Origin of the sequence: Escherichia sp. 93.0816 (genome assembly GCF_013368855.2) — a bacterium.
Lineage (GTDB): Bacteria > Pseudomonadota > Gammaproteobacteria > Enterobacterales > Enterobacteriaceae > Escherichia > Escherichia ruysiae.
Genome location: NZ_JABWNC020000003.1, coordinates 176,108 through 201,203, shown reverse-complemented (window position 1 = coordinate 201,203; position 25,096 = coordinate 176,108). Strand labels below are relative to the sequence as shown.

The 25,096-nt window shown below is 51.1% G+C and carries 24 protein-coding genes and 1 pseudogene; 11 read left to right on the top strand and 14 right to left on the bottom strand.

Translation table 11 applies throughout. The features are described 5' to 3' along the window. Window positions 1–16 precede the first annotated feature (16 nt). From glxK to allA, 9 genes are all read right to left on the bottom strand, one after another. Window positions 17–1,162, bottom strand: coding sequence for a glycerate 3-kinase (gene glxK, locus HEM79_RS05580; RefSeq protein WP_176243015.1), 1,146 nt, complete (start codon window positions 1,160–1,162; stop codon window positions 17–19). 22 nt (window positions 1,163–1,184) lie between these two features. Beyond that, entirely contained in the window at window positions 1,185–2,486 is a 1,302-nt protein-coding gene (locus tag HEM79_RS05575; RefSeq protein ID WP_176243016.1) for a uracil/xanthine transporter, read from the bottom strand. A 56-nt stretch (window positions 2,487–2,542) separates the two neighbouring features. After that, complete coding sequence (gene allB, locus HEM79_RS05570; RefSeq protein ID WP_176243017.1) at window positions 2,543–3,904, bottom strand: allantoinase AllB; 1,362 nt, start codon at window positions 3,902–3,904, stop codon at window positions 2,543–2,545. 59 nt (window positions 3,905–3,963) lie between these two features. After that, complete coding sequence (locus HEM79_RS05565) at window positions 3,964–5,418, bottom strand: allantoin transporter (protein WP_021550374.1); 1,455 nt, start codon at window positions 5,416–5,418, stop codon at window positions 3,964–3,966. 199 nt (window positions 5,419–5,617) lie between these two features. Continuing rightward, window positions 5,618–6,496 (bottom strand): 2-hydroxy-3-oxopropionate reductase, encoded by an 879-nt coding sequence (glxR, locus tag HEM79_RS05560; protein ID WP_176243018.1) that lies wholly within the window; start codon window positions 6,494–6,496, stop codon window positions 5,618–5,620. Between the two features lie 99 nt (window positions 6,497–6,595). Continuing rightward, window positions 6,596–7,372, bottom strand: a complete 777-nt coding sequence (gene hyi, locus HEM79_RS05555; RefSeq protein WP_000943580.1) for a hydroxypyruvate isomerase — start codon at window positions 7,370–7,372, stop codon at window positions 6,596–6,598. Window positions 7,373–7,384: 12 nt separating this feature from the next. Continuing rightward, entirely contained in the window at window positions 7,385–9,166 is a 1,782-nt protein-coding gene (gcl, locus tag HEM79_RS05550) for a glyoxylate carboligase (protein WP_010354961.1), read from the bottom strand. Window positions 9,167–9,255: 89 nt separating this feature from the next. After that, window positions 9,256–10,071, bottom strand: coding sequence for an HTH-type transcriptional repressor AllR (gene allR / locus HEM79_RS05545; protein WP_136767491.1), 816 nt, complete (start codon window positions 10,069–10,071; stop codon window positions 9,256–9,258). A gap of 77 nt (window positions 10,072–10,148) precedes the next feature. Next, on the bottom strand, window positions 10,149–10,631 hold the full coding sequence (gene allA, locus HEM79_RS05540) for an ureidoglycolate lyase (RefSeq protein WP_000776382.1): 483 nt from the start codon (window positions 10,629–10,631) through the stop codon (window positions 10,149–10,151). 229 nt (window positions 10,632–10,860) lie between these two features. Between allA and allS the strand changes: the two genes are divergently transcribed. From allS to dinQ, 3 genes are all read left to right on the top strand, one after another. Next, entirely contained in the window at window positions 10,861–11,787 is a 927-nt protein-coding gene (gene allS / locus HEM79_RS05535) for an HTH-type transcriptional activator AllS (protein ID WP_176243019.1), read from the top strand. Between the two features lie 68 nt (window positions 11,788–11,855). Beyond that, entirely contained in the window at window positions 11,856–12,950 is a 1,095-nt protein-coding gene (mnmH, locus tag HEM79_RS05530) for a tRNA 2-selenouridine(34) synthase MnmH (protein ID WP_176243020.1), read from the top strand. 411 nt (window positions 12,951–13,361) lie between these two features. Further along, complete coding sequence (gene dinQ / locus HEM79_RS22975) at window positions 13,362–13,445, top strand: damage-inducible type I toxin DinQ (protein ID WP_349808740.1); 84 nt, start codon at window positions 13,362–13,364, stop codon at window positions 13,443–13,445. A 124-nt stretch (window positions 13,446–13,569) separates the two neighbouring features. Here dinQ and ybbP read toward each other — a convergent pair whose 3' ends face one another. Then, a complete protein-coding gene (gene ybbP, locus HEM79_RS05525) occupies window positions 13,570–15,984 on the bottom strand; it encodes a putative ABC transporter permease subunit YbbP (RefSeq protein ID WP_176243021.1) in 2,415 nt (804 codons plus the stop codon). Continuing rightward, the gene (gene ybbA / locus HEM79_RS05520) at window positions 15,981–16,667 is read right to left on the bottom strand and encodes a putative ABC transporter ATP-binding protein YbbA (RefSeq protein WP_001110573.1); all 687 of its coding nucleotides are present in this window, start codon (window positions 16,665–16,667) and stop codon (window positions 15,981–15,983) included. Before ybbA ends, ybbP begins: the two co-directional genes overlap by 4 nt. On the opposite strand from ybbA, the gene tesA reads away from it, so the two are divergent. From tesA to cnoX, 3 genes are read left to right on the top strand one after another with little or no spacing between them, the layout of a single operon-like run. Then, window positions 16,638–17,261: a multifunctional acyl-CoA thioesterase I/protease I/lysophospholipase L1 gene (gene tesA, locus HEM79_RS05515; protein ID WP_001295836.1), complete on the top strand. Its 624-nt coding sequence runs from the start codon at window positions 16,638–16,640 to the stop codon at window positions 17,259–17,261. The genes ybbA and tesA overlap by 30 nt on opposite strands. After that, window positions 17,251–18,060 (top strand): NADP(+)-dependent aldehyde reductase, encoded by an 810-nt coding sequence (gene ybbO / locus HEM79_RS05510; RefSeq protein ID WP_176243022.1) that lies wholly within the window; start codon window positions 17,251–17,253, stop codon window positions 18,058–18,060. Before tesA ends, ybbO begins: the two co-directional genes overlap by 11 nt. 60 nt (window positions 18,061–18,120) lie before the next feature. Then, window positions 18,121–18,975, top strand: a complete 855-nt coding sequence (gene cnoX, locus HEM79_RS05505; protein WP_010347709.1) for a chaperedoxin — start codon at window positions 18,121–18,123, stop codon at window positions 18,973–18,975. 61 nt (window positions 18,976–19,036) lie between these two features. On the opposite strand, the gene fetB is transcribed toward cnoX, so the two are convergent. Beyond that, window positions 19,037–19,816 carry an iron efflux ABC transporter permease subunit FetB gene (fetB, locus tag HEM79_RS05500; RefSeq protein ID WP_001295323.1) on the bottom strand — a complete coding sequence of 260 codons (780 nt, stop codon included), beginning with the start codon at window positions 19,814–19,816 and terminating at the stop codon, window positions 19,037–19,039. Beyond that, window positions 19,803–20,480 carry an iron efflux ABC transporter ATP-binding subunit FetA gene (fetA, locus tag HEM79_RS05495; protein ID WP_176243023.1) on the bottom strand — a complete coding sequence of 226 codons (678 nt, stop codon included), beginning with the start codon at window positions 20,478–20,480 and terminating at the stop codon, window positions 19,803–19,805. The genes fetB and fetA overlap by 14 nt, the downstream gene beginning before the upstream one ends. A gap of 145 nt (window positions 20,481–20,625) precedes the next feature. Between fetA and HEM79_RS05490 the strand changes: the two genes are divergently transcribed. Next, the gene (locus HEM79_RS05490) at window positions 20,626–21,543 is read left to right on the top strand and encodes an SPFH domain-containing protein (protein ID WP_000904498.1); all 918 of its coding nucleotides are present in this window, start codon (window positions 20,626–20,628) and stop codon (window positions 21,541–21,543) included. Continuing rightward, complete coding sequence (locus HEM79_RS05485; protein ID WP_021550364.1) at window positions 21,540–21,998, top strand: NfeD family protein; 459 nt, start codon at window positions 21,540–21,542, stop codon at window positions 21,996–21,998. The genes HEM79_RS05490 and HEM79_RS05485 overlap by 4 nt, the downstream gene beginning before the upstream one ends. 194 nt (window positions 21,999–22,192) lie before the next feature. Here the strand turns inward: HEM79_RS05485 and HEM79_RS05480 are convergent, their stop codons facing one another. Continuing rightward, on the bottom strand, window positions 22,193–22,555 hold the full coding sequence (locus HEM79_RS05480) for a hypothetical protein (RefSeq protein ID WP_001001642.1): 363 nt from the start codon (window positions 22,553–22,555) through the stop codon (window positions 22,193–22,195). A 986-nt stretch (window positions 22,556–23,541) separates the two neighbouring features. Here HEM79_RS05480 and HEM79_RS22970 point away from each other — a divergent pair. The 3 genes and pseudogenes from HEM79_RS22970 to HEM79_RS05465 form a co-directional block, all read left to right on the top strand. Further along, a pseudogene (locus tag HEM79_RS22970) lies at window positions 23,542–24,369 on the top strand (YadA-like family protein); the annotation flags it as partial. Between the two features lie 101 nt (window positions 24,370–24,470). Next, window positions 24,471–24,893, top strand: a complete 423-nt coding sequence (locus tag HEM79_RS05470) for a hypothetical protein (RefSeq protein WP_176243077.1) — start codon at window positions 24,471–24,473, stop codon at window positions 24,891–24,893. Further along, the gene (locus HEM79_RS05465) at window positions 24,890–25,093 is read left to right on the top strand and encodes a hypothetical protein (protein ID WP_000650965.1); all 204 of its coding nucleotides are present in this window, start codon (window positions 24,890–24,892) and stop codon (window positions 25,091–25,093) included. The genes HEM79_RS05470 and HEM79_RS05465 overlap by 4 nt, the downstream gene beginning before the upstream one ends. Window positions 25,094–25,096: the final 3 nt, after the last annotated feature.

The following is a 25,096-nucleotide window of genomic DNA, read 5'->3' as shown; positions in this document are numbered from 1 at the left end:
ACTTTAAAGGTAAGAGTCAGTTTTTAATTCCCTGACCTATTTTAATGGCGCAGGCAATATTTCGCGCACTGTTGAAGAGATTGGTTTCACCGCTGGCGAGCACTTCGGTTAAAGGTGCCAGACGCGGCAGAATGCTGAACACCGCATCAATGCCGTACTGGTGCACCACTTCCACGCCATCACCCAATACGCCAGCAATCCCAATCACCGGTACATTAAACTGCTTCGCCACCGACGCAACGCCCAGCGGCGCTTTACCGCCTGCCGTTTGTGAATCAATGCGCCCTTCCCCGGTGATCACCAGTGCCGCTCCCTGCACCGCCTGCTCCAGGTTGACCGCCCGCAGTACAATCTCAATACCCGGTTTAATATCCGCATTGAGGAACACCGCCGCCGCAATACCCATACCGCCCGCTGCGCCGCCGCCCGCCATCTGACAGACATTGATTTCCGTTTGCTGCTGCAAAACACGGGCGAAATTTTGCAGCCCCTGCTCCAGCTCTTCGACCATTTCCGGCGTTGCCCCTTTTTGCGGACCAAACACCGCCGCCGCGCCGCGTGCCCCTACCAGCGGGTTATCGACGTCACATGCTACTTCAATATGGCAGTTCGCCAGACGCGGATCGCATTCATCCATCTCAATGCTTGCCACGCGCGCTAAATTGCCGCCGTTAGCCACCAGCACCTGACCGTCGGCATCAATGAAACGCACACCGAGCGCCTGCGCCATGCCCATGCCGCCGTCCACCGTTGCGCTGCCGCCAATGCCGAGAATAATATGGCGAATGCCGTTATCCAGCGCATGACGAATCAGCTCGCCGGTGCCATAACTTGACGCCAGCAACGGATTACGCTGTTCGGGCGCGACCAGCATCAGGCCACTTGCCGCCGCCATCTCAATCACCGCCGTTTTCCCGTCGCCGGTAAGACCATAAAAAGCATTCACTTTTTCGCCCATCGGCCCACAGACTTCAAGCGTCACGATGTTGCCGCCCGTCGCGGCGACCATCGCATCCACCGTACCTTCGCCGCCATCCGCTATCGGCAAACAGATATATTGCGCATCGGGAAAGAGGGTCGAAAACCCGGCTTTAATTGCCTGACAACATTTTTCTGCACTTAAGCTCTCTTTAAACGAGTCTGGCGCAATGACAATTTTCATTATCAATCCTTTTTTCAACAAATTATTTGATGCGTTCCCACGGAATAAGATTATCCATAAGAACAGCCAGTAAAATTCCGACCAGTAAGCCGTTACTGAGCAGAGGACGAAGCGTTAATGGAAGGTCTTGCAGATACACAGGCGGTAATGCCATTAAAAATATGCCAACAAATAACGGCAATGCGAGTCGATAAATATTGCGAGCGGTAAAGGTTATTTGCTGGCTAAACACCAGCGCCGAAAAAAGTAAAGGTAGATAAGAAACCAGCATGACCGCGCTACTCACCGGTAAAGGGATACTACAAAACAGTCGCGTGAGCGCCGGAATCAGCGCCACTAGCAGGCAAATAACGCTGCCATAAATAAACGAGCGCCGCGTGTAATCGCCGGTCTGGGTTAATAAACCAATGGATGAAACAAACGGCGAGAATGGTATGACCGCCAGCGGCACGGTTATCAGCGTCATAAATCCGGTCGCCACAAAGCTACGACGATAACGCGTATTCCCCGCGCCCTGCTGCGGATAAAAAACATCCGTACCGCGAATCGCACCGTAGGTATTACTGATATTCACAAGCCCGGTAATCACCGCCGTCAGAATAATCCCCGGCGACAAAGCACCGCCACTGCCGAGCGGAAACCACTGCCAGTGCAATTTCCCGGAAAGCGAGTGCGAGGATGGAAAGCAAAAGTACCACAACAACCAGCCGGTTATTGTACCGACCAGCAGGCCATAACGGGCAAAACGTTGCGGCAGGAAGATAATCATCCCCAGTACCAGGCACATCACCGCCACCGAGAGCGCGAACGGCGGTAACTGAATTTTAAAATTTGGGTCGGCTATGCCAAACGGCAGCCCGAGCATACCTTTGAAAAAGATAGTGGTCAGCTGCGCGCCCAGCATCAACATAAACAAGACCATCACCGACGGCGTAAATAACCGCGCCAGACGATGACCTAATCCGCTAAAACCAATCAACATCGTCAGCACGCCAGAGAGCGCAATTCCCACCGCCAGACTGGTAGCGATATCGTTGACAGGCGTTCCGCGCGATGCTTCGCCAAGAGTGATAGTGAGGATGGTTCCCCACCACAGGCCGCCCGGCCCTTCCATAATAGCGCGACGATGACCGCAAAACGCCTGGGCGAAGCAGGCCAGCGCAGTAGCAAGAAAAGCATATTGGGTGAGCGTAAGCAGACTACTTTGCGGCAACTGAAAAGCCGAAAGCAGCGTAGGAGGAACCACAACCGTGTTGCAAAAAATAAAGAAAAACCACTGAAATCCTGATAACAGGCTTTCGCGGCTGACTGCAAAATTGAACATAAACACACCTTAACCGGAGAATGCCCGCCGCGAAGGCGGGCATTGCTGGGGCCAGATTACTGCTGATGTTTAAGGATAAATTGACCTTTCGGCGCAACAGGGAAACCCTGCTCGATGTCGTAAATCACATCACCACGTAAGATGGTTTTCGTGATACGCGCGCCAATGGTACGGCCAACATACGGGCTGACTTTGTGGCGATATTCCAGATCGTCATTGGTAAGAACATAGCTGCTATTCGGCTGAATGAAGACAAAGTCGGCATCTTTTCCTGGGGCAATACGACCTTTTTGCTGCAGACCGAAAATATCTGCCGCATTAGTCGCCATTAATTTGCCGAACATTGCCAGAGACATACCGCGTTTCTGTACCGCTTCATCGAACATAACGTCCATGCAGCTTTGCAGACCGGCGATACCGCCCCATGCTTTCATGATGTTGCCAGCTTTCATTTCCGGCGGGCATGGAGAGTGGTCGGAAACCAGACAGTCGATTTCACCGTTAAACAGTTTTTCCCACATGCCTTTCTGGTTTTCCAGATCGCGGATCGGCGGTGAACACTTCGCCAGGGTGCCAATTTCTTCGAACTGATCGGTATCCAGAACAAAGTAGTGCGGACAGGATTCACAGGTAACATCCTGACCTTCCTGACGAGCACGAGTCACTTCTTCAACACCTTCCGGGCTGCTGATGTGGCAAACGTGCAGACGGCAACCGGCAACTTTCGCCAGGTACAGTACGCGGCGAATCGCTTCCACTTCGGTAAATACCGGACAAGAAGCCACATAGTCATGTGCGGTTACGCGACCTTCACGTTTCGCTTCTTCGCCCAGCTCATCACAGATCAGGGCGTTTTCGCAGTGCACCAGCACCGGCTGCCCCATTTCGCCCAGCTTCTGCGCGCCTTTGAAGAACTGCCAGTCGTTTACGTCACGAAAGTCGTTGTCGATACCACGATCGCCACAGGTCGCAACGAAGCATTTGAAGCCGACAACGCCCACTTCATCCAGCTCGTGCAGACGGTCGATGTTGTAAGACACCAGGCCACCCAGTTGTGCCGCATCGACAGTCAACTTACCTTTAGCGGCGTCGAACTTCAGTTCAATCGATGCGCGGTCAACGGTTGCTGGCAACTGGTTGAGCGGCATTTCGATCATGGTGGTGATACCGCCTTTTGCCGCTGCGCGAGTGCCAGTTTCATAACCTTCCCAGTGGCTACGACCCGGTTCAGAAATATGGCTGTGCGCATCGACCATACCCGGAGAAACGACCAGACCAGACGCATCCATAACTTCTTTTGCATCGCCCAGATCCTGACCGATAGCGGCAATTTTTCCGCCTTTAACGGCAATATCGACAACGCGAGCTTCGTTTTCTAAAATGACGGTGCCGTTTTTAATAATTAAATCAAAAGACATAACAAACTCCTTGTAAAATACAGATTGTTTTTTAACTCAATGTTCAATATCGGAATTAATTAACCTGTGACTTTTTGCTCTCCTGTTTTTTCTACTGCTGTGCGTTTCTTTAATAAGGCGTAGGCCGCAAAGGCGACGATAACGCCGACAAACCATGAAACACGCGATAACGGTTCCATGACCGGAATAAATTTACCGCCGAGAGATAAAATAACCGCCACCAGAGTTACTGAGAATGCAGTGAGGTTAAAACCGTTATCGTAATATTTAAAATCACCTGCTGCTGTGTACAGCTCATCGAGATTAATTTGCCCGCGCATGACCACGAAATAATGCGCCATCATCACGCCAATTACTGGCCCCAGCATCCCACCTATAATATCGAGGAACAGATAAATACTGTCCTGATTTTCCATTAACTTCCACGGGCAGATCAGCAGGCTGATAATACTGGCAATCAGTACGCCGTTTTTATAGGTCAGTTTCGTCGGTGCAATAGCGGCAATCTGATAACCGGCCGGAATAATATTACCGGTGGCGTTCGTAGAGATTGTCGTCATCAGAATAACCAGTACCGCAAAGAACGAGGCAAACAGGCTGTCCCAACGCTGAACAATATCCAGCACGTTCCAGGTATCCGCGCCGTAATGAATACTGGCTCCGGCAATAATACTCACCCCAGCGACCGCAAACAGGATATAAGCAACCACTAAACCCAGCGTTTGCCCCAGCGCCTGCTCACGGAAAGAGTGGGCGTTTTGCGTAAAGTCGGATGCGCTCACCGCCGGTGCCGCCCATACCGCAACCACCGCGTTAATCACCACCAGGAACAGGAAGCCGCTATTTTCTGCTTTCTGAATACCGCTCGGGATGTAGTCGAGGATTGGACCAATCCCTACCAGCGAAATCGCCCAAATCGCCATGCCGCCGAAAACGATATAGATGCACGGGTTAAGAATAGCGGTGAATTTATTTAATACTTTGCCGCCACCGAAGCCGATACCGACGTTCACCAGCCAGAAGAGCAAGAAGGTAATCAAGCCGGGCAGCGAAAGCCCTAACAGAGTGAAATCACCACCGAGAGTTAAAAATCCCGGCCAGATTTTGCCAATCAGAATCAAAAACGCCAGCGATCCGGCATAACACTGCAAACCAAACCACATAATGGCGGCAATCCCGCCTCTTAATAGTCCGGGAAACAGTGCGCCACGCACGCCATAAGAAGCTCGCAGGATCATAGCAAAAGGTACGCCGTATTTACTGCCCGCAGCACCGTTTAATACCATTACAGCAGCTATAAAAAAGGCGCTAAGGATAATTGCCAGCATAATACTAAAGGTAGACAAGCCGAGAATAAAAAAGCCGCCGACCATTACATAATTGGGAACGTTATGAACCGAACCCATCCATAAGGTAAAGTAGTTAAATGTTTTCCAGGTACGTTGATTTTGCGTTTTCGGTAATAAATCTTCGCTATATCCGCGTTGCTGGAATAGTTTTCTCTGATGTTCCATAAATCCCTCTTAATTTCACGTATCGAATAACGCTGTTTTAATCTAGCTATGAGGAACTAATAAAATAAAAAATAGTTTTTTTAATACTGAAGCAACGTCGTTGGCTGCTTTCTTTTTTTACTGCTGGCCGAATCAATTATTTGATATCGGCCATTTTTATTGCAGGCATCGAGGCTTCATCAGCAACGATGCCTTTTTATCAGGCGAGTTTATGATTCGCCATTAACTCCAGCGCCTGCACTAACGCAGAGTGATCCAACTGGCTGCCACCGTTTGCCGCACAGGTATTAAATAACTCCTGGCAGGTCGCAGTGTTTGGCAGGTTCAGCGCCAGTGCTTTCGCACTTTGCAGCGCCAGGTTGAGATCTTTCTGGTGCAGAGCGATTTTGAAGCCCGGATTAAAGGTACGTTTAATCATGCGCTCACCGTGAACTTCCAGAATGCGCGAGGAAGCAAAGCCGCCCATCAGCGCCTGGCGCACACGCACCGGATCGGCACCGGCTTTTGAAGCAAACAGCAGGGCTTCAGAAACCGCTTCAATATTGAGCGCCACGATAATCTGGTTTGCCACTTTACAGGTCTGACCGTCGCCGTTACCGCCCACGAGGGTGATATTTTTACCGAGCAGTTCAAACAGCGGTTTAACACGTTCAAATACCGCTTCGTCACCGCCAACCATAATTGACAATGTCCCTTCACGGGCGCCGATTTCGCCGCCGGAGACTGGCGCGTCGAGATAATCGCCACTCAGTTCATTCACCTGACGGGCGAAACGTTTAGTTTCAATCGGTGAAATGGAGCTCATATCAACAATGGTTTTGCCCTTCAGCGAGGCTTTGGTACAACCATTTTCACCAAACAGAACTTCTTCAACCTGTGGCGTATCCGGCACCATAATAAAAATGATGTCTGACGCTTCGGTTACCTTGCGCGCAGTTTCAACACTGACGGCACCGAGAGACAGTAATTCGTCAGCCACCGGACCGATGGTTGTGACATGCAGTTGATGACCGGCACGCGCCAGATTAATGGCCATCGGAGTACCCATAATGCCTAAGCCAATAAATCCCAGTTTCATAATTAACCTCTTTTAAATATCGGTATTCCTGAATGCAGACAACACGATCCCCTGCCGACGTAGCGGCCTAAAAAAGCATTGTCTGAACAGCGTTACGTTTTAACGGTACGGTTTCATCCAGCCTAAACCGGCTTCCGTGGTGGTTCTGGGTTTATATTCACAGCCAACCCAACCGTTGTAGTCAGAATTTTCAATTACCTTAAAGAGATAATCGTAATTAATTTCTCCGGTTCCCGGTTCGCCACGATGTGGATTATCGGCAATTTGCAGATGTCCAATTTTATCCGCCCATTGGGTCATGGTGTTGGTTAATTCACCTTCCATCCGCTGCATATGATAAATGTCATACTGAATTTTCAAATTGCAGCAGCCTACATCGTCAATCAGTTTCAGCGCCTGCTGAGTTCCGGTGAGATGGAAACCAGGAATATCAAAATGGTTGATAGGTTCAATCAGTAATAAAATATCTTCTTTCATCAACATATTCGCGGCATAACGCAGGTTTTCCACAAGCGTTGCGTGAATCTGTTCACTGCTGAAACCCGCCGGCGTTTTACCGACCAGACAGTTGATTTTTTTATTCCCCAGCGCACGAGCATAACGAATCGCCGCTGCTACGCCATCACGAAACTCTTCTTCACGGCCAGGAATACAGGCAATACCCCGCTCGCCCGCCGCCCAGTCACCCGCAGGTAAATTATGCAGCGTATGCTCGAGTTTATTACTCGCCAGCACCTGTTTTAATTCTTCAATGTCGTAGTCATAAGGAAACATAAATTCAACGCCGCGAAAACCACACTGTGCGGCTTTCTCAAAACGGGTGAGAAAATCATATTCGCCAAATAACATCGATAAATTAGCAGAGAAACGTAACATTATTTATCTCCCTTATTCATAGTGCATGAAGCAGGTTTCAGTCGGCGCGTCCACTGCGTTATCGGCGATATCTTCAAATTCCATGACGTTATCCAGTTCGCTACCCATAGAAATATTGGTTACTCGCTCCAGCATAATTTCTACCACCACCGGGACACGGTACTGATTCATTAAGACTTTCGCTTGTTCAAAGGCCGGAGCAATATCTTCCGGTTTGAAAACGCGAATCGCTTTACAGCCTAAACCTTCCGCCACTTTCACGTGGTCAACACCGTAACCGTTCACATCACTGGAGTTAATATTTTCAAACGCGAGCTGTACGCAGTAATCCATATCAAATGCGCGCTGCGACTGACGAATCAGGCCGAGATAGGCGTTATTGACCAGCACATGGATGTACGGAATGTTGAACTGTGCGCCAACGGCTAATTCTTCAATCAGGAACTGGAAGTCGAAGTCACCGGAAATCGCCACCACATTGCGCTCTGGATCAGCGGCACACACGCCCAGCGCCGCCGGAATGGTCCAGCCCAGCGGGCCTGCCTGCCCACAGTTGATCCAGTGGCGGTCTTTAAAGACATGCAGCATTTGCGCCGCAGCAATTTGTGACAGGCCGATGGTAGTGACATAGCAAACATCGCGACCAAAGGCTTTGTTCATCTCTTCATACACGCGCTGCGGTTTCACCGGCACGTTGTCGAAGTGAGTTTTACGCAGCAAAGTACGTTTGCGCTGCTGGCAGTCGGCGACCCATTCTTTACGACACGGCAGACGACCCGCTTTTTGCATCTCCTGCGCCACTTCAACCAGCAGCGTCAGTGCCGCTTTAGCATCAGAAACAATACCCAGATCCGGGCACAGTACGCGGCCAATTTGCGTCGGCTCAATATCGATATGGACGATTTTGCGCCCTTCGGTGTATTTCTCTACCGAACCAGTATGACGGTTAGCAAAACGGTTACCGATACCAAACACCATGTCGGACGCCAGCAGCGTTGCGTTACCGTAACGATGCGCAGTTTGCAGACCCACCATCCCGGCCATCAGTTCATGATCGTCCGGGATACAGCCCCAGCCCATCAGGGTTGGGATCACCGGAACGCTGGTCAGTTCGGCAAACTGTTGTAACAGCGCGGCTGCGTCAGCATTGATTACCCCGCCCCCGGCAACAATCACCGGACGTTCGGCCTGAATTAACATTTCTACGGCTTTTTCAATCTGCATACGGCTGGCAGCAGGTTTGTAGACCGGCAGCGGTTCGTACATGTCAGGATCAAACTCGATTTCCGCAACCTGTACATCGAACGGTAAATCCACCAGTACCGGACCCGGACGACCAGAACGCATCAGGTGAAATGCCTGTTGCAGCACACGAGGCACCAGCGCCGCTTCACGTACTGTAACCGCCATTTTACTGACCGGTTTAGCAATTGCTTCAATATCAACGGCCTGGAAATCTTCTTTATGCAGACGGGCGCGCGGAGCCTGACCGGTAATGCACAAAATAGGAATGGAATCAGCAGAAGCGGAATAGAGCGCGGTGATCATGTCAGTGCCTGCTGGTCCCGACGTTCCCAGACATACGCCGATATTCCCTGCCGTTGCGCGGGTATAACCTTCCGCCATGTGCGACGCACCTTCCACGTGACGCGCCAGAATGTGACGAATACCGCCGTGCTTACGCATCGCTGAGTAGAAAGGATTGATTGCTGCTCCCGGAACGCCGAAGGCGGTGGTGATACCTTCTTTCTCCAGCACATACATTGCCGCGTCAACGGCTCTCATTTTTGCCATTTTATTCCTACCTCTATTAATTGGAAAAATTTTCCAACTTTCAAATTTTGTCAAAAAAACCCGCTCCGCAGAGCGGGATGCGACAGACACTATGGATGTGCTTTCAGTCCCAACGCCGTGCTGATATCGCGGGCGGTGTCTCTTACCAGCTCACCCTGACTGACAAAACGCTCTTCTGTCAGTCTTGATGAAGGCCCGGAGATGGAGATAGCAGCAACAACACTACCCACATCATCATAAATTGCTGAAGCTATGCAATTCAGGCCAACAACATGCTCTTCTTTATCTACGGTATAGCCCAGTTCACGCGCTTGTTCCAGATCCTTCAGCAAGGTGGGCATATCCACAAGCGTAGTTGGCGTAAACTGCTGCAAACCGGTTTGCAGGATGATGCTCATCAGCTCCTCTTCCGCCAGCGGATAAAGCAGCGCCTTGCCTGCGCCGGAAGCATGTAACGGCAGACGACTGCCCAGCGGCGCACACATCCTGACCATCGATTTACACTCTAACTGACCAATTAATACCGCTTCATTGCCGTTACGAATCGCGACATTGACCGTCTCGCCGGAAAGCAACATCAGGCGGCGCATAAACGGCCCGGCGACGGAGAGGACATCGCGGTTATGGATGTACGCCGCTCCGACGTTAAAGACACCTAATCCTATATGCCACCAGCCTAACTGACTGTCCTGGTAGACAAAATCTGCAGCCTGTAAAACCTTCAGCAGGCGAAAGGTCGTGGAGAGCGGCAAATCCAGATTGAGAGAAATATCGCTAACCGACGAACTTCCCCCACTTTTTTCCAGATATTGCAGAATCGCAATTCCCCGCTCTAACGCCTGTGCGCCCTTCTGTGCCACAGGCTCCGCCTGTCCTGGCCTGCCGCGCCGTCTAACTTCCGTCATACCTACGTTAACTCCGACCTACAAGTGAGCATAAACAATGAACAATTCGTTTATCTTATGCAAGTCGGTTTCAGGCGTCACGCAAAACAGAGTTCCTGTTCAGGAATACTTTCAACATCACAGTTGTCGCTGCCGCCGCGATCGATGGTCAGAAAATCAGTGACTCGCTGCCAGGCGAAAAGCGGGTGATGCCAGACATTACGATGGTAATTCACGCCCTGCTCACCGTTGGTGATAAACGCCCGCAGCGTTGACAGATCTGGAGTTTCATCGCCTAACGCCACGACCACCACAAACGCTTCGCCTTTCATCGGGATAAACGCCTGAGTGCCCAGCGGATGACGCTCAAGTTCATGAATGGTCAGCGGCAGATTCGCCGGTTGCGCGCGGTTAATGCTGATAAGCGTACGGTCTTGCTCAAGAATCTCAACCAGCGCCAAATCGTGATAACGCTCCACCAGGCCATTGTTAATATGGAAAAAATCCCGTTGCTGCGTTTCGATTACGTCGCCATAAGCACTGAAGGCTTCCTGACTTAACGGTAATACCTGAAGTTTCATCTTTTTGTCCTTGTAACATAATTCCGTTCAACCACCGCCGACCGGTCAGCTTGGTTTCAATAACAGGCAATCTAAAACCTTAAGAGAACAACATCAACACAAAAGTTGGAATATTTTTCCAAAACTAGATTTAGCCCACAAATCACGCAGGGTTATCATGTAAAAATACAGGTAAATCAAAGGACAGAAAATCACGCAACTCGCTGATTTAAAAAGGGGATACACGAAGATGTTCGATCCAGAAACCTTGCGTACTTTCATTGCGGTTGCTGAAACAGGAAGTTTTTCAAAAGCGGCAGAACGATTATGTAAAACCACGGCGACCATCAGTTATCGCATAAAACTTCTGGAAGAAAATACCGGGGTGGCGCTGTTTTTCCGCACCACTCGCAGCGTGACATTGACAGCGGCTGGCGAGCATCTGCTTTGTCAGGCCAGAGACTGGCTGAGCTGGCTGGAAAGTATGCCCAGCGAGCTGCAACAGGTGAATGATGGCGTAGAACGCCAGGTAAACATCGTCATCAACAACCTGCTCTACAACTCCCAGGCCGTCGCCCAATTGCTGGCGTGGCTGAACGAACGTTACCCCTTTACCCAGTTTCACATCTCCCGGCAAATCTATATGGGCGTCTGGGACTCACTATTGTACGAAGGTTTTTCACTGGCTATCGGCGTTACGGGAACCGAGGCGCTGGCAAATACTTTTAGCCTTGATCCTTTAGGTTCGGTGCAATGGCGCTTTGTCATGGCGGCAGAGCATCCGCTGGCGAACGTTGAAGAGCCGTTAACAGAAGCGCAGTTACGGCGCTTTCCTGTAGTCAATATAGAAGACAGCGCCCGCACCTTAACCAAACGCGTCGCCTGGCGATTGCCGGGGCAAAAAGAGATTCTCGTTCCGGACATGGAGACGAAAATCGCTGCCCATCTGGCGGGCGTTGGTATCGGTTTTTTGCCAAAATCACTTTGCCAGTCAATGATCGATAATCAACAACTGGTCAGCCGGGTCATTCCAACGATGCGCCCTCCTTCGCCATTGAGTCTGGCATGGCGCAAATTTGGTAGCGGCAAAGCGGTAGAAGATATTGTGACCTTGTTTACCCAGCGCAGACCAGAAATCAGCGGATTTTTAGAAATTTTCGGCAACTCACACAGTTAAAAATCAAGTTTCCTCGCGCGTTGGCGCGTAAAATAGCGCGCAAGCTGATTTGAGGTTCACTTTTAACTATGCAAGAGAGACACACGGAACAGGACTATCGTGCCCTGCTGATTGCTGATACGCCCATTATTGATGTTCGCGCCCCCATCGAGTTTGAGCAAGGCGCAATGCCCGCCGCTATCAACCTGCCGTTAATGAATAACGATGAACGCGCCGCCGTTGGCACCTGCTATAAACAGCAAGGGTCAGACGCGGCGCTGGCGCTGGGGCATAAACTGGTGGCGGGTGAAATTCGTCAGCAGCGCATGGATGCCTGGCGGGCAGCGTGCCTGCAAAATCCGCAAGGTATTCTCTGCTGCGCCCGTGGCGGTCAACGTTCACATATTGTGCAACGCTGGCTGCATGAAGCGGGGATTGATTATCCGCTGGTGGAAGGCGGTTATAAGGCACTGCGCCAGGCCGCGATTCAGGCGACCATTGAACTGTCACAAAAACCGATAGTGCTGATTGGCGGTTGTACCGGCAGTGGTAAAACGCTGTTAGTGCAGCAACAGCCGAACGGTGTCGATTTGGAAGGGCTGGCGCGTCATCGCGGCTCTGCTTTTGGTCGCACATTACAGCCGCAACTTAGCCAGACGAGTTTTGAAAACCTACTGGCTGCCGAAATGCTAAAAACCGACGCCCGTCAGGATCTGCGCCTGTGGGTGCTGGAAGATGAAAGCCGGATGATTGGTTCTAATCACCTGCCGGAATGTCTGCGCGAGCGAATGACCCAGGCGGCGATTGCCGTGGTGGAAGACCCGTTTGAGATCCGTCTTGAACGTCTGAACGAAGAATATTTCTTGCGTATGCATCATGATTTTACCCACGCGTACGGCGACGAACAGGGCTGGCAAGAGTATTGCGAGTACCTGCATCACGGACTTTCAGCGATTAAGCGTCGGCTGGGGCTACAACGATATAACGAACTGGCTGCCCGACTGGATGCGGCGCTGACAACGCAACTCACCACCGGCAGCACCGACGGTCATATGGCCTGGCTGGTGCCGTTACTTGAAGAATATTACGACCCGATGTATCGCTATCAGCTTGAGAAAAAAGCAGAAAAAGTTGTCTTTCGCGGTGAGTGGGCTGAAGTGATGGCGTGGGTTAAGGCGCAGTGATGTGGGATATTCTGAAACGGTGATTGTCGTGAGAACAGAATGATTGCAACAGAATACAGGTATAAAAAAACCGACATGACAGTCGGTTTTTTTATTTTTCCGCCCAAGAGTTGGTGGTTCTGGGCAGAGATGAAACAGTCCTCATCTAGCAAGTGAATTATAAGTCAGGATACCTACATATTCAAACAGCTATGTCGGCGATACAATCCCGACGCTAGTAATGATACTGCCTCAAGGGATTACCGCAGTACGGAAAAGTACTTTTAAGTCCTGGTCAGGATACAGGTGGTGCTGATTCTGGTGCTCTGATTCGGAGAGAGGCAGTCCTCATCTAGCACATGAAGGAAAATCATAGTTACAGGCAACGTAAGAGTAAGCTGTGATTGTCTTTCTCCCTTAAGGGAGCAACGGATGAAAACTTTTCTCGATAAAGTTCTCATCGTTCTTAAGGCGCTGATCGCGCTGCTGGAACTGATCCGCCAGTTTATTGAATAACTGAGGAAACGTAGCTAAGGCCGAAGGTTTACCACCTTCGGCCTTTAACAAAACCGACATGACAGTCGGTTTCAGATTGTTGCCAAAGGGCGCACTATTCACGCCGGATGCGCTACGCCTGTCATCACCCCACAAACTGCCTGAACAGCGCCTTACCCTTAACCAGTCGCGCACCCAGCCAGCCGCCGAAAAGTGACAGCAGCAGCGCACCGCTGCACGGCAGCACAATCCACAATCGCCAGTCCGGTTCCCACGGGAAATCAAACACTTTCGATTGCAGTACCGCCAGCGCCGTTTCCGCGCCAATCGAGGCTACCAGGCCAGAAACAAACCCGAGCATGGCGAACTCACACCACAATGTCGTGCGCAGCAGTTTTTTGCCCGCACCGAGAGTGCGCCACACCACCAGCTCCTGATGGCGCTGACGCATTCCCACCTGCACCTGCGCCAGTAACAGCAACATACCGCAGGCGGTGACCAGCACCACCATCACTTCCAGCGCCCGACTTACCTGCTCCAGCACCTGACCGACCTGTTTTAAAATCGCGCCAATGTCTAACAGGCTAATGGTCGGGAACTGGCGGTTGAGTTGCGTCAACATGCCGTTGCCGTTCTCCCAGCGGAAACTGGTGAGCCAGCTTTGCGGCTGCCCGTCCAGCGCCCCTTCCGGGAAAATAAAATAGAAATTAGGCCGCAGACTTTCCCAGTCCACTTTGCGCAGGCTACTCACTTTAGCGCGGAACTCCTGGGTATCGCCCATAAAGGTGACGGTATCGCCAAGGGTAACGTTTAAGCGTTTCGCCAGCCCCTCTTCCATCGACACTTCATCAGCTTTTGGCGGCCAGTTACCGGCGACAATCGGGTTATGATCGGGCCGCGTATTTTGCCAGGTGAGGTTGAGTTCGCGGTTGAGCGCCTCATCTTCATTGCCTTCTGTCGGCTTGCCGTTAATCGCCGTCAGCCGCGCCCGCACCACCGGATAAAACGATTCCGGGACTATCTGATGTTCCGCAAGGAACGCTTTTAGCGGTGTAACCTGTTCTGTTGCGATGTTGATTAAAAAGTAGTTCGGGCTTTCTGGCGGTAACTGCTGTTGCCAGCGGTCGAGCAAATCGCCACGCAGCACCAGCAGCAGTGCCAACAGCATAAAGGAGAGCGAAAATGCCGAAAGCTGGCTTAACGTTGACCACGGCTGACGTAACAGGCGGCTAACCGCCAGGCGCAGAGGTAGCGATTTCAGCGTCATGCGGCGAAGTACATTCAGCAGCATCCAGCCCAGCACACCGCAGAGCAAAGCCAGTACTACCGCGCCCGCCAGCACCGCCCAGAGCAGCATACTGCCGCCCATTAATCCGGCGAGCAGCAGCACAACCACCACACTGACAATCGGCAGATAAAACTTGAGCGGCCAGACGTTCGCTACCACATCATTACGCAATACGCGTAAAGGCTGCGTTGCCAGCAACAAGCGGTACGGTCGTAGCCCCACCAGCAGCGAGATGACCGTCATGGTGCCCAGCGCCCACAACCACGGCCAGAGGCTGGCTGGCGGTAGTGCAGCAGGCAGAACGGGCTTGAGCAGCACCATCAACACGTTTTCGAACAACAGGCCTATCGCCCCACCGGTAACGGCTGAAAGCGCCAGCACCATCAACCACTGACCGACGATTAGCTTACGCAGTTGCGCTCGCCCTGCCCCCAGCGTTTTGAGGATCGCCACCAGATCGTAGCGACTGCGACAGTAATGATTCATCGCCACCGCCACCGCTGCCACCGCCAGCAGCAAGGTCAGAAGCGCCGAAAGCAGCAGGAACTGCTGCGAGCGTTCCATCGATCGCCCCAGCGCGCCTTCGTCCTGTTCCAGACCGTACCAGCGTTGTTCGGGTTTAAGCTGAGGTAACAGCCATTTCTCATAGCCATCGAGCTGGTTCTCGTTGCCGCCGAATTTATAGCGCCAGGTGACCCGACTCCCCGGCTGCACAGCTCCGGTTTTATCGACATCCGCCAGATTCATCATCAGACGCGGAGCCATCTGGAAGGGGTTAAAGCCGGAATCCGGTTCCTGAATCACTTCTCCGGCAATCCGCAAGGTAGCATCGCCCACGTCGATGGTGTCGCCCGTTTTCAGGTTAAGGAGCGCCATCAGGCGAGGAGCCAGCAATACGCTGCCCGCCTGCGGTTTCAGGCCAGGGGGATTAGTTTGCAGATCGCCATACATCGGGTAGATATCATCCACCGCTTTGACGTTCGCCAGCTGCGGTGTATCGCCTGCAAATGTCATGGTGGCGAAAGTCAGCTGCTTGCCGACTTTCAGGCCGCGCTTTTGCGCTTCCTCCAGCCACGCTTGCGGCACTTCGCGTGAACTGCGCAACGCCCGATCGCCCGCCATAAACTCCCGGCTTTGCTGGCTTAAGCCCTTCTCCATACGATCGCTGATATTGCCCAGCGCCAGCACGCAGGCCACCGCCAGGCTTAGCGCCAGCCAGACAATTAATAGCGACGGCGAGCGCCATTCGCGCCAGAACCAACGTGCAATCATGCTTCCTCCTGCAACTGCCCGTTAACCAGCCGTAAGCAGCGGTCGCAGCGTGCCGCCAGTTGCAGGTCGTGGGTCACCATAATCAACGTGGTGCCATGTTCACGGTTGAGGGAAAACAGCAGGTCGGCAATTTTATCGCCCGTCTGGCGGTCAAGGTTGCCGGTGGGTTCATCGGCAAACAGCACATCAGGCCGACCGTTAAAGGCTCGCGCCAGCGCCACACGTTGCTGTTCACCGCCGGAAAGCTGTGCCGGAAGATGATCAAGACGTTTACCCAGCCCTAACTGTTCGAGCAACGCTTTCGCTCCGTTACGACTTTCCGCGCTACTCTCACCACGCAGCAGCGCCGGAAGCTCGACGTTTTCCAGCGCGTTAAGGGTAGGAATTAACATAAACGACTGAAAAACAAAGCCTACGTGCTTCGCGCGCAACTTTGCCCGCGCTTCTTCGTCCATATTATGTAGCGGTTGTCCCACCAGACTCACTTCGCCACTGCTGCCGTCATCCAGCCCGGCGAGGATCGCCAGCAAGGTTGACTTACCCGATCCCGACTCGCCCACCAGTGCGATGGTCTCGCCACGTTTGACAACCAGCTCAACTCCGGTGAGGATGGAGAGTTCATGCTCCCCCTGACCGACGGACTTCTTAAGATGATGAACTTCAACAATGTTTTCCGCTGGCATTTGCCCTTCCTGTTCCTGGTCCTGTTAACCTTCCGTGCCGCCGCAGCGGACACGTTATTGATTCTGGGTGATAGCCTGAGCGCCGGGTATCGAATGTCTGCCAGCGCGGCCTGGCCTGCCTTGTTGAATGATAAGTGGCAGAGTAAAACGTCGGTAGTCAATGCCAGCATCAGCGGCGACACCTCGCAACAAGGGCTGGCGCGCCTACCGGCTCTGCTGAAACAGCATCAGCCGCGTTGGGTGCTGGTTGAACTGGGCGGCAATGACGGTTTGCGTGGTTTTCAGCCACAGCAAACCGAGCAAACGCTGCGCCAGATTTTGCAGGATGTCAAAGCCGCCAACGCTGAACCATTGTTAATGCAAATACGTCTGCCTGCAAACTATGGTCGCCGTTATAATGAAGCCTTTAGCGCCATTTACCCCAAACTCGCCAAAGAGTTTGATGTTCCGCTGCTGCCTTTTTTTATGGAAGAGGTCTACCTCAAGCCACAATGGATGCAGGATGACGGTATTCATCCCAACCGCGACGCCCAGCCGTTTATTGCCGACTGGATGGCGAAGCAGTTGCAGCCTTTAGTAAATCATGACTCATAAAGCAACGGAGATCCTGACAGGTAAAGTTATGCAAAAATCGGTCTTAATTACCGGATGTTCCAGTGGAATTGGCCTGGAAAGCGCGCTCGAATTAAAACGCCAGGGTTTTCATGTGCTGGCAGGTTGCCGGAAACCGGATGATGTTGAGCGTATGAACAGCATGGGATTCACCGGCGTGTTGATCGATCTGGATTCGCCAGAAAGTGTTGATCGCGCAGCCGACGAAGTGATCGCCCTGACCGATAATTGTCTGTATGGGATCTTTAACAATGCCGGATTCGGCATGTATGGCCCCCTTTCCACCATCAGCCGTGCGCAGATGGAACAGCAGTTTTCCGCCAACTTTTTCGGCGCGCATCAGCTCACCATGCGCCTGTTACCGGCTATGTTACCGCACGGTGAAGGGCGTATTGTGATGACCTCATCGGTGATGGGATTAATCTCCACGCCGGGTCGTGGCGCTTACGCGGCCAGTAAATATGCGCTGGAGGCGTGGTCAGACGCACTGCGCATGGAGCTGCGCCACAGCGGAATTAAAGTCAGCCTCATTGAGCCGGGGCCTATTCGTACTCGCTTTACCGACAACGTCAACCAGACGCAAAGTGATAAACCGGTCGAAAACCCCGGCATTGCTGCCCGCTTTACGTTGGAGCCTGAAGCGGTGGTCGCCAAAGTGCGCCATGCTTTTATTAGCGAGAAGCCGAAGATGCGCTATCCGGTAACGCTGGTGACCTGGGCAGTAATGGTGCTCAAGCGCCTGCTGCCGGGGCGCATGATGGACAAAATATTGCAGGGGTGAGTTGAAGCGCGCGCTTAAGCCCCCATGTCAAAGAAAATATCGACAACAGAGAGCGACTCCATGTCCATAGAAAATATTGTCAACATTAACGAATCTAACCTGCAACAGGTTCTTGAACAGTCGATGACCACACCGGTGCTGTTCTATTTTTGGTCTGAACGTAGCCAGCACTGTTTGCAGTTAACCCCAATTCTGGAAAGCCTCGCGGCGCAGTACAACGGGCAATTTATTCTGGCGAAGCTGGACTGCGACGCGGAGCAGATGATTGCCGCGCAGTTTGGTCTGCGCGCGATTCCGACCGTATATCTGTTCCAGAACGGGCAACCGGTAGACGGCTTCCAGGGGCCGCAACCGGAAGAGGCGATCCGCGCCCTGCTGGATAAAGTGCTGCCGCGCGAAGAAGAGCTGAAAGCGCAGCAGGCGATGCAGCTGATGCAGGAAGGCAATTACACCGACGCCCTGCCATTGCTGAAAGACGCCTGGCAGTTGTCGAATCAGAACGGGGAGATCGGCCTGCTGCTGGCAGAAACGCTGATTGCGCTGAACCGTTCTGAAGATGCAGAAGCGGTGCTGAAAACCATTCCGTTGCAGGATCAGGACACCCGCTACCAGGGGCTGGTGGCGCAAATCGAACTGCTGAAGCAGGCGGCTGATACGCCGGAAATTCAACAGTTGCAACAGCAGGTGGCGGAGAATCCAGAAGATGCCGCACTGGCGACGCAACTGGCGCTACAGTTGCATCAGGTTGGGCGCAATGAAGAGGCGCTGGAGTTACTGTTTGGGCATCTGCGTAAAGATCTCACCGCCGCAGACGGTCAGACGCGTAAAACGTTCCAGGAGATCCTCGCTGCGCTGGGTACGGGTGATGCGCTGGCGTCGAAATATCGCCGCCAGTTGTATGCGTTGTTGTATTGATATTCGTTGATCGGCACATGAACCACAACGCCGGATGCGATGCTGCGCATCCGGCATCGCATCATTTCTTCTTCAATTGCGTCACCACCAACTGGTGGCGCGAATTGTAAAACTTACGATAGGTTAAATAGCAGGCAATAATGGTCGACAAGCTGGCGGTTGAGAGCAACATAAACGTCACCATAATCTGATATTTAATCGCCTTCACCGGATCAATCCCGGCAAATATCAACCCGGACATCATTCCCGGTAAACTCACTAAGCCAACCGTTTTTGCTGAATCGACCGTCGGAATTAAAGCCGCGCGAATACTGTCGCGAATCAATATCGCTGAAGCCTGTTTCGGCGTCGCGCCAAGACTCAGTTTTTCCTGAATCTGTTGCTGTTCGCTAATGACCCGTTGCCCTAAATTGTTGTAACACAACCCCACCGCTACCATGGCGTTACCGGCTATCATCCCGGCGATAGGGATCACCTGCATCGGGATAAATTCAATCGACCCTGAGAGAATCAGCACCGCCAGGGTAATTCCCGCCCCGACCGTAATGGCAATAAACGATGAGATAAAAGCTTTAGCAATATATTTACTGCGCTTTTGCGCGTTCCACGCCGCATTAAAGCAGATAAATAACACCATCAATAATGTCAGGCTGGCATCATCCACGCTGAAAATATACTTCAGCACATAGCCGACAATAATCAGCTGAATTATCGCTCGCCCGACGCTCCAGAGAATATCTTTCTCCAGCGCCAGTTTTTCTTTATGGCTAATTAAGATTGCCACCACCACCAGCATTAATGCCAGTGCTAATGATTCGTTAGTAATATTATGCGAGTTCATAGCGTGCTTCCTGCATTTCTCCGGCATGCGGTTGCAGTGTAATCACTTTATCCGCATGATTAATTTCGTCTTTATCGTGTGTCACCCACAGCACGGCAATATTTTGCTCGCGCACATAACGGTGGATCATCTCATTGACGTTATGTTTATTACTTTCATCCAGTGCACTGGTAATTTCATCCAGCAATAATACCTTTGGCATAAATTGCAGATTACGAATCAATGAGATGCGTTGTTTTTCACCACCAGACAGTTCGGCGATATTTTTCGTCAAAATGGTGTCCGGTAAGGCGAAGCGTTCGAGGAAATCGAGAAAAATAGCCGGGTCGGGCTGCTGGTTACGGATCTGCCAGGGAAAAATCAGGTTATCGTATACCGTGTCGCCAAACAGCGTTGGCGTCTGGGCGCAGTAAGAAACTTGCTGGCGGTAGATTTCTGGCTTCAGTGTGCTGACATCCTCCCCTTCAAACAGTAATGCTCCGCTGGTTGGGCTGATTAATGAAGCAACAATTTTCAGCAGCGTACTTTTGCCACAACCGGAAGGACCGGTAATTAACTTAAATTCGCCAGCACGTAGCGAAAAACTGATGTTATTAAGAATCTTCGCATCACCCGCCAGATATCCTACGTTTTGTAGCTGAAGCAAAGGACTATTTTCCTGCATCGCTGTTCCCTTTATCTCATTTTTAATAAAAACAGTTTATCCTCCACAAGAATAAGGGGGAACTCCCTTTCAGTAATCAGGTATAATTTGTTTAATCAAGCAGCAACTTTGCTCATTATGGACGGTACAACAGGAGGTTTTTCCGATGCTTATCTTTATCCCGATTCTCATTTTTGTCGCGCTGGTGATTGTCGGCGCAGGCGTCAAAATCGTGCCGCAGGGCTATCAGTGGACAGTAGAACGTTTTGGTCGCTATACCAAAACGTTACAGCCAGGTCTAAGTCTGGTGGTGCCGTTTATGGATCGCATTGGTCGCAAGATCAATATGATGGAGCAAGTGCTCGATATCCCTTCCCAGGAAGTTATCTCGAAAGATAACGCCAACGTGACCATCGACGCAGTCTGTTTTATTCAGGTGATTGATGCCCCGCGCGCCGCTTATGAAGTCAGCAATCTGGAGCTGGCAATCATCAACCTGACCATGACCAACATCCGTACCGTGCTTGGCTCAATGGAACTGGACGAAATGCTCTCCCAGCGCGACAGCATTAACTCGCGCCTGCTGCATATTGTCGATGAAGCCACCAACCCGTGGGGGATTAAAGTCACCCGTATTGAAATTCGCGACGTGCGCCCGCCGGCAGAGCTTATCTCTTCGATGAACGCGCAGATGAAAGCGGAACGTACCAAACGCGCTTACATCCTTGAGGCGGAAGGGATCCGTCAGGCGGAAATCCTCAAAGCCGAAGGTGAAAAACAGTCGCAAATCCTGAAAGCGGAAGGCGAACGTCAGTCGGCATTTTTACAGGCTGAAGCGCGTGAACGTTCCGCTGAAGCGGAAGCTCGCGCGACCCAAATGGTGTCTGAAGCCATTGCTTCTGGTGATATTCAGGCAGTGAACTATTTCGTGGCGCAGAAATACACCGAAGCGTTGCAACAGATCGGTTCGTCCAGTAACAGCAAAGTGGTGATGATGCCATTAGACGCCAGCAGCCTGATGGGGTCGATTGCCGGGATTGCCGAACTGGTGAAAGACAGCGCCAACGAGCGAAATAAATCATGATCGAGCTGCTGGTAGTACACCCGCATATTTTCTGGCTGAGTCTCGGCGGTTTATTGCTGGCTGCCGAGATGCTGGGCGGAAACGGTTATCTGTTGTGGAGCGGTGTCGCGGCAGTGATTACTGGCCTGGTGGTCTGGCTGCTGCCGCTGGGTTGGGAGTGGCAAGGGGTGATGTTTGCTGTCCTGACGCTGCTCGCTGCCTGGCTATGGTGGAAATGGTTGTCGCGGCGGGTACGCGAACAGAAACACAGCGACAGTCATTTAAACCAGCGTGGCCAGCAGTTGATTGGCAGGCGATTTGTGCTGGAATCGCCGCTGGTCAACGGGCGCGGTCATATGCGTGTCGGTGACAGTTCATGGCCAGTCAGCGCCAGCGAGGATTTAGCCGCAGGCACGCATGTTGAGGTGATTGCGATTGAAGGGATAACGCTGATCATCCGTGCGGTCATCGCCTGATGCGACGCTGACGCGTCTTATCATGCCTACAAAACTAGCCAGTCTGTGCCTGAATTGTAGGCCGGATAAGGCGTTCTCGCCGCATCCGGCAATTATGCACGAATGCCTGATACGATACTGACGCGTCTTATCATGCCAACAAGTCTGTGCCCGAATAGTAGGCCGCATCCGCCATGTAATCTGGCATTGGTAATTTACTCTTCCCGGCCTTTATTCATACCTTTCTGGTCTTCATCCGGATAATGTTTTTTTAAATATTCCAGGACGTTTTTATTGACCTTATGTTGGGTATACACCCACCCTTTCCAGTAATCGGGCTGATCCAGGTACACTTCTGGCGGAATGGTGAAATCAGAAAGCGTTAACCATTCGGCTAACAGATCGGGGTTTCTCTTCTGGATCAACTGCAACAGCATGATCAGCGACATGGCAGAGGCAGGAGCCGTACTATCGCCGCTTAAATACTTCCACACCGTGGAGCGATTCGAACGAAAAAGGATAGGGAGTAGCGCCCTGTCCAGATTCATTTCATTGAAAATCTTCTCAAATTCATTCATTTAATTTTCCTGCCTGGCGTAAACCTCTTAAAAATTGAGATTTATCAAAGAAACGCATTCTAACATACATCAGCAACAGCATCACGTTTAGTGCAGAAACGGAGTTTATTTCGCTTATCAAAACAAGTCTTTACGATTTTTTACAGAGAAATGGCACAAAATGATTTTCCATTTTATTTCTAATGGAAACTTTTTTAGTTTCTAGTTGGCAGTGTTTACGCTTACACCGTATAAAAACGCGCTTTACATCACACAAATGCCAGCGTAGATTTCGATCAATACGAAACGCATAATATTTCTTATAACAACGATTAATGTTGCTATAAGAAACATAAATGCGACTTACTTTGATTGAGAAAAAATGAATGAAAACTGTAAAGATGTCTTTACTGGCTGTCGTTATTGCTACTGCTGTCAGTCCATCTGCCTTTGCGGGTGATACGATTGAGGCGGCAGCGACAGAACTGGGGGCTATCCAACCAGGAATGTCACATGAGGAAGTTGACCAGAAAATTGGACGCTTCATGATTCGTACTGGAAATACAGAAGCCGCGCAAGACTACCTGTTTTCGCATGGGTATATGTCTCCAGAGACGGGCGAAAATATCTACCCGGAACAGACCCAGGCAGACCGCGATGCGGCACAAGATACCGCCATCCAGAATGCGCAAACCACCGCTAACACAGCAGTGTCGACCGCCAATGAAGCGCACCAGGCCATTACGTCAGCGCAAACCGAGATTGACGCCAGCAAAGCGGCTATTCATAAAAATACTGACGACATTATCGAACAGAAGAACATTCTTAGAGCTCAACAAGACCAAATTAACGATACGCAAAAAACGGTTGCTGCTACCGGTGATGTCCAGAACGCAGCGCGTTATCAGAGTATGGTCAACGCCCGTCAGGAGGCTGCGGATAACGCACAGCAGCAACAAGCCGAAGCCCAACAAACGCAGATTACCGAACAACAAAAGCAAATCGAAGCTACGCAAAAAACAGTTGCCGCTGCCGCTACCGGTGATGTTCAGACAGCCGTCCGTTATCAAAGCATGGTTAATGCCCGTCAGGCTGCCGCCGACAATGCGCAGCAATCACAAGCCGAAACCCAACAAACGCAGATTACGGAACAACAGGCACAGCTCGAAGCCACACAAAAAACGGTCGCTGCCACCGGTGATGTTCAGACCGCCGCCCGTTATCAGAGTATGGTCAACGCTAAACTGGCTGCGGAAAATGAAGCCAGCACGCGCGCTTCTGCGGAGCAAGGGAAAAAAATTGACGCTCTTTCTTCTACCATGACGACGGTATCTCAAAGTGTTGCCACCGAGAACCACACAAAAGAACTGGAAGAAATTCATGGCGATATAACAAAAACAAACACTGCGGTAAGTAAGCTGGCGGCACAACAACAGATAGATAGCGTTCATTACGGTGAACAAATTCAAAACCTGGTGCAGGATTCCACCGATACACATCAGCAGTTATCAACAACTCAAAAACGAGTAGCGGATAACAGCCAGCAAATTAATACGCTCAATAACCATTTCAGCTCACTGAAAAACGAAGTTGAAGATAACCGTAAAGATGCCAATGCGGGGATCGCGTCAGCTATTGCCATTGCTTCACAGCCGCAGGTGAAAACCGGTGATTTAATGATGGTGTCTGCGGGCGCAGGAACGTTTAATGGTGAATCAGCGGTATCTGTCGGTACGTCTTTTAATGCCGGGATCCACACAGTAATTAAAGCTGGAGTTTCTGCGGATACGCAATCTGATTTCGGTGCTGGTGTCGGGGTCGGATATTCGTTCTAATATTTCGCTGGATACTTTATAAATATCAATAAAAACCATTAAATAAATTAGAGCAAGGACGTTTGCCTGTTTTTACTCTTTACTACATTTTAAGGTTAACAATGATGAATAGCACCATTAAATCGATTTCCCTGCTGGCATTAATCATGCTGGCTGGTTGTAGCTCTCCCACGTCTCGCATTGCAGATTGCCAGGCGCAAGGCGTATCTCATGACACCTGTTATCTTGCCGAACAGCAGCGGCAGACCGCTATTTTAAGTGTTTCCGAGGCACAGGCTTATAAGAACGCAGAAGCCGCACAACATGCCCAGGCGACAAAGAAAGCCATTTATAAAGGATTTGGCATGACCTTTAGAATGAGCAGTAAGAACTTTGCTTATCTCAATGATTCATTATGTGCGATTGATGAAGATAATGCCGATGCCACAGTTTATCAGTCGGGTCTGTATAACGTGATTGTTTATCATCACACAGGAAAAGTCGCATTAATGAAGGAAGGCCAGTTTGTGGGCTATTTAAAATGAAGGATGAAAAGAAAATATCCCTGACACATATTTTGATTATCGGCGCCTTTATTTTTGCTTTCTTGCAAGTGGTATTATTAGCCTCCCTGGTTCATGCGGTAAATGTTAACAATGAAATCCAGGAAGGCTTATTTCAGTCTGGGCGAATTATGGTAGAAAGTTTGCAGCATATTCTTTCGGTGCAAACGGGGATTAACTGATTT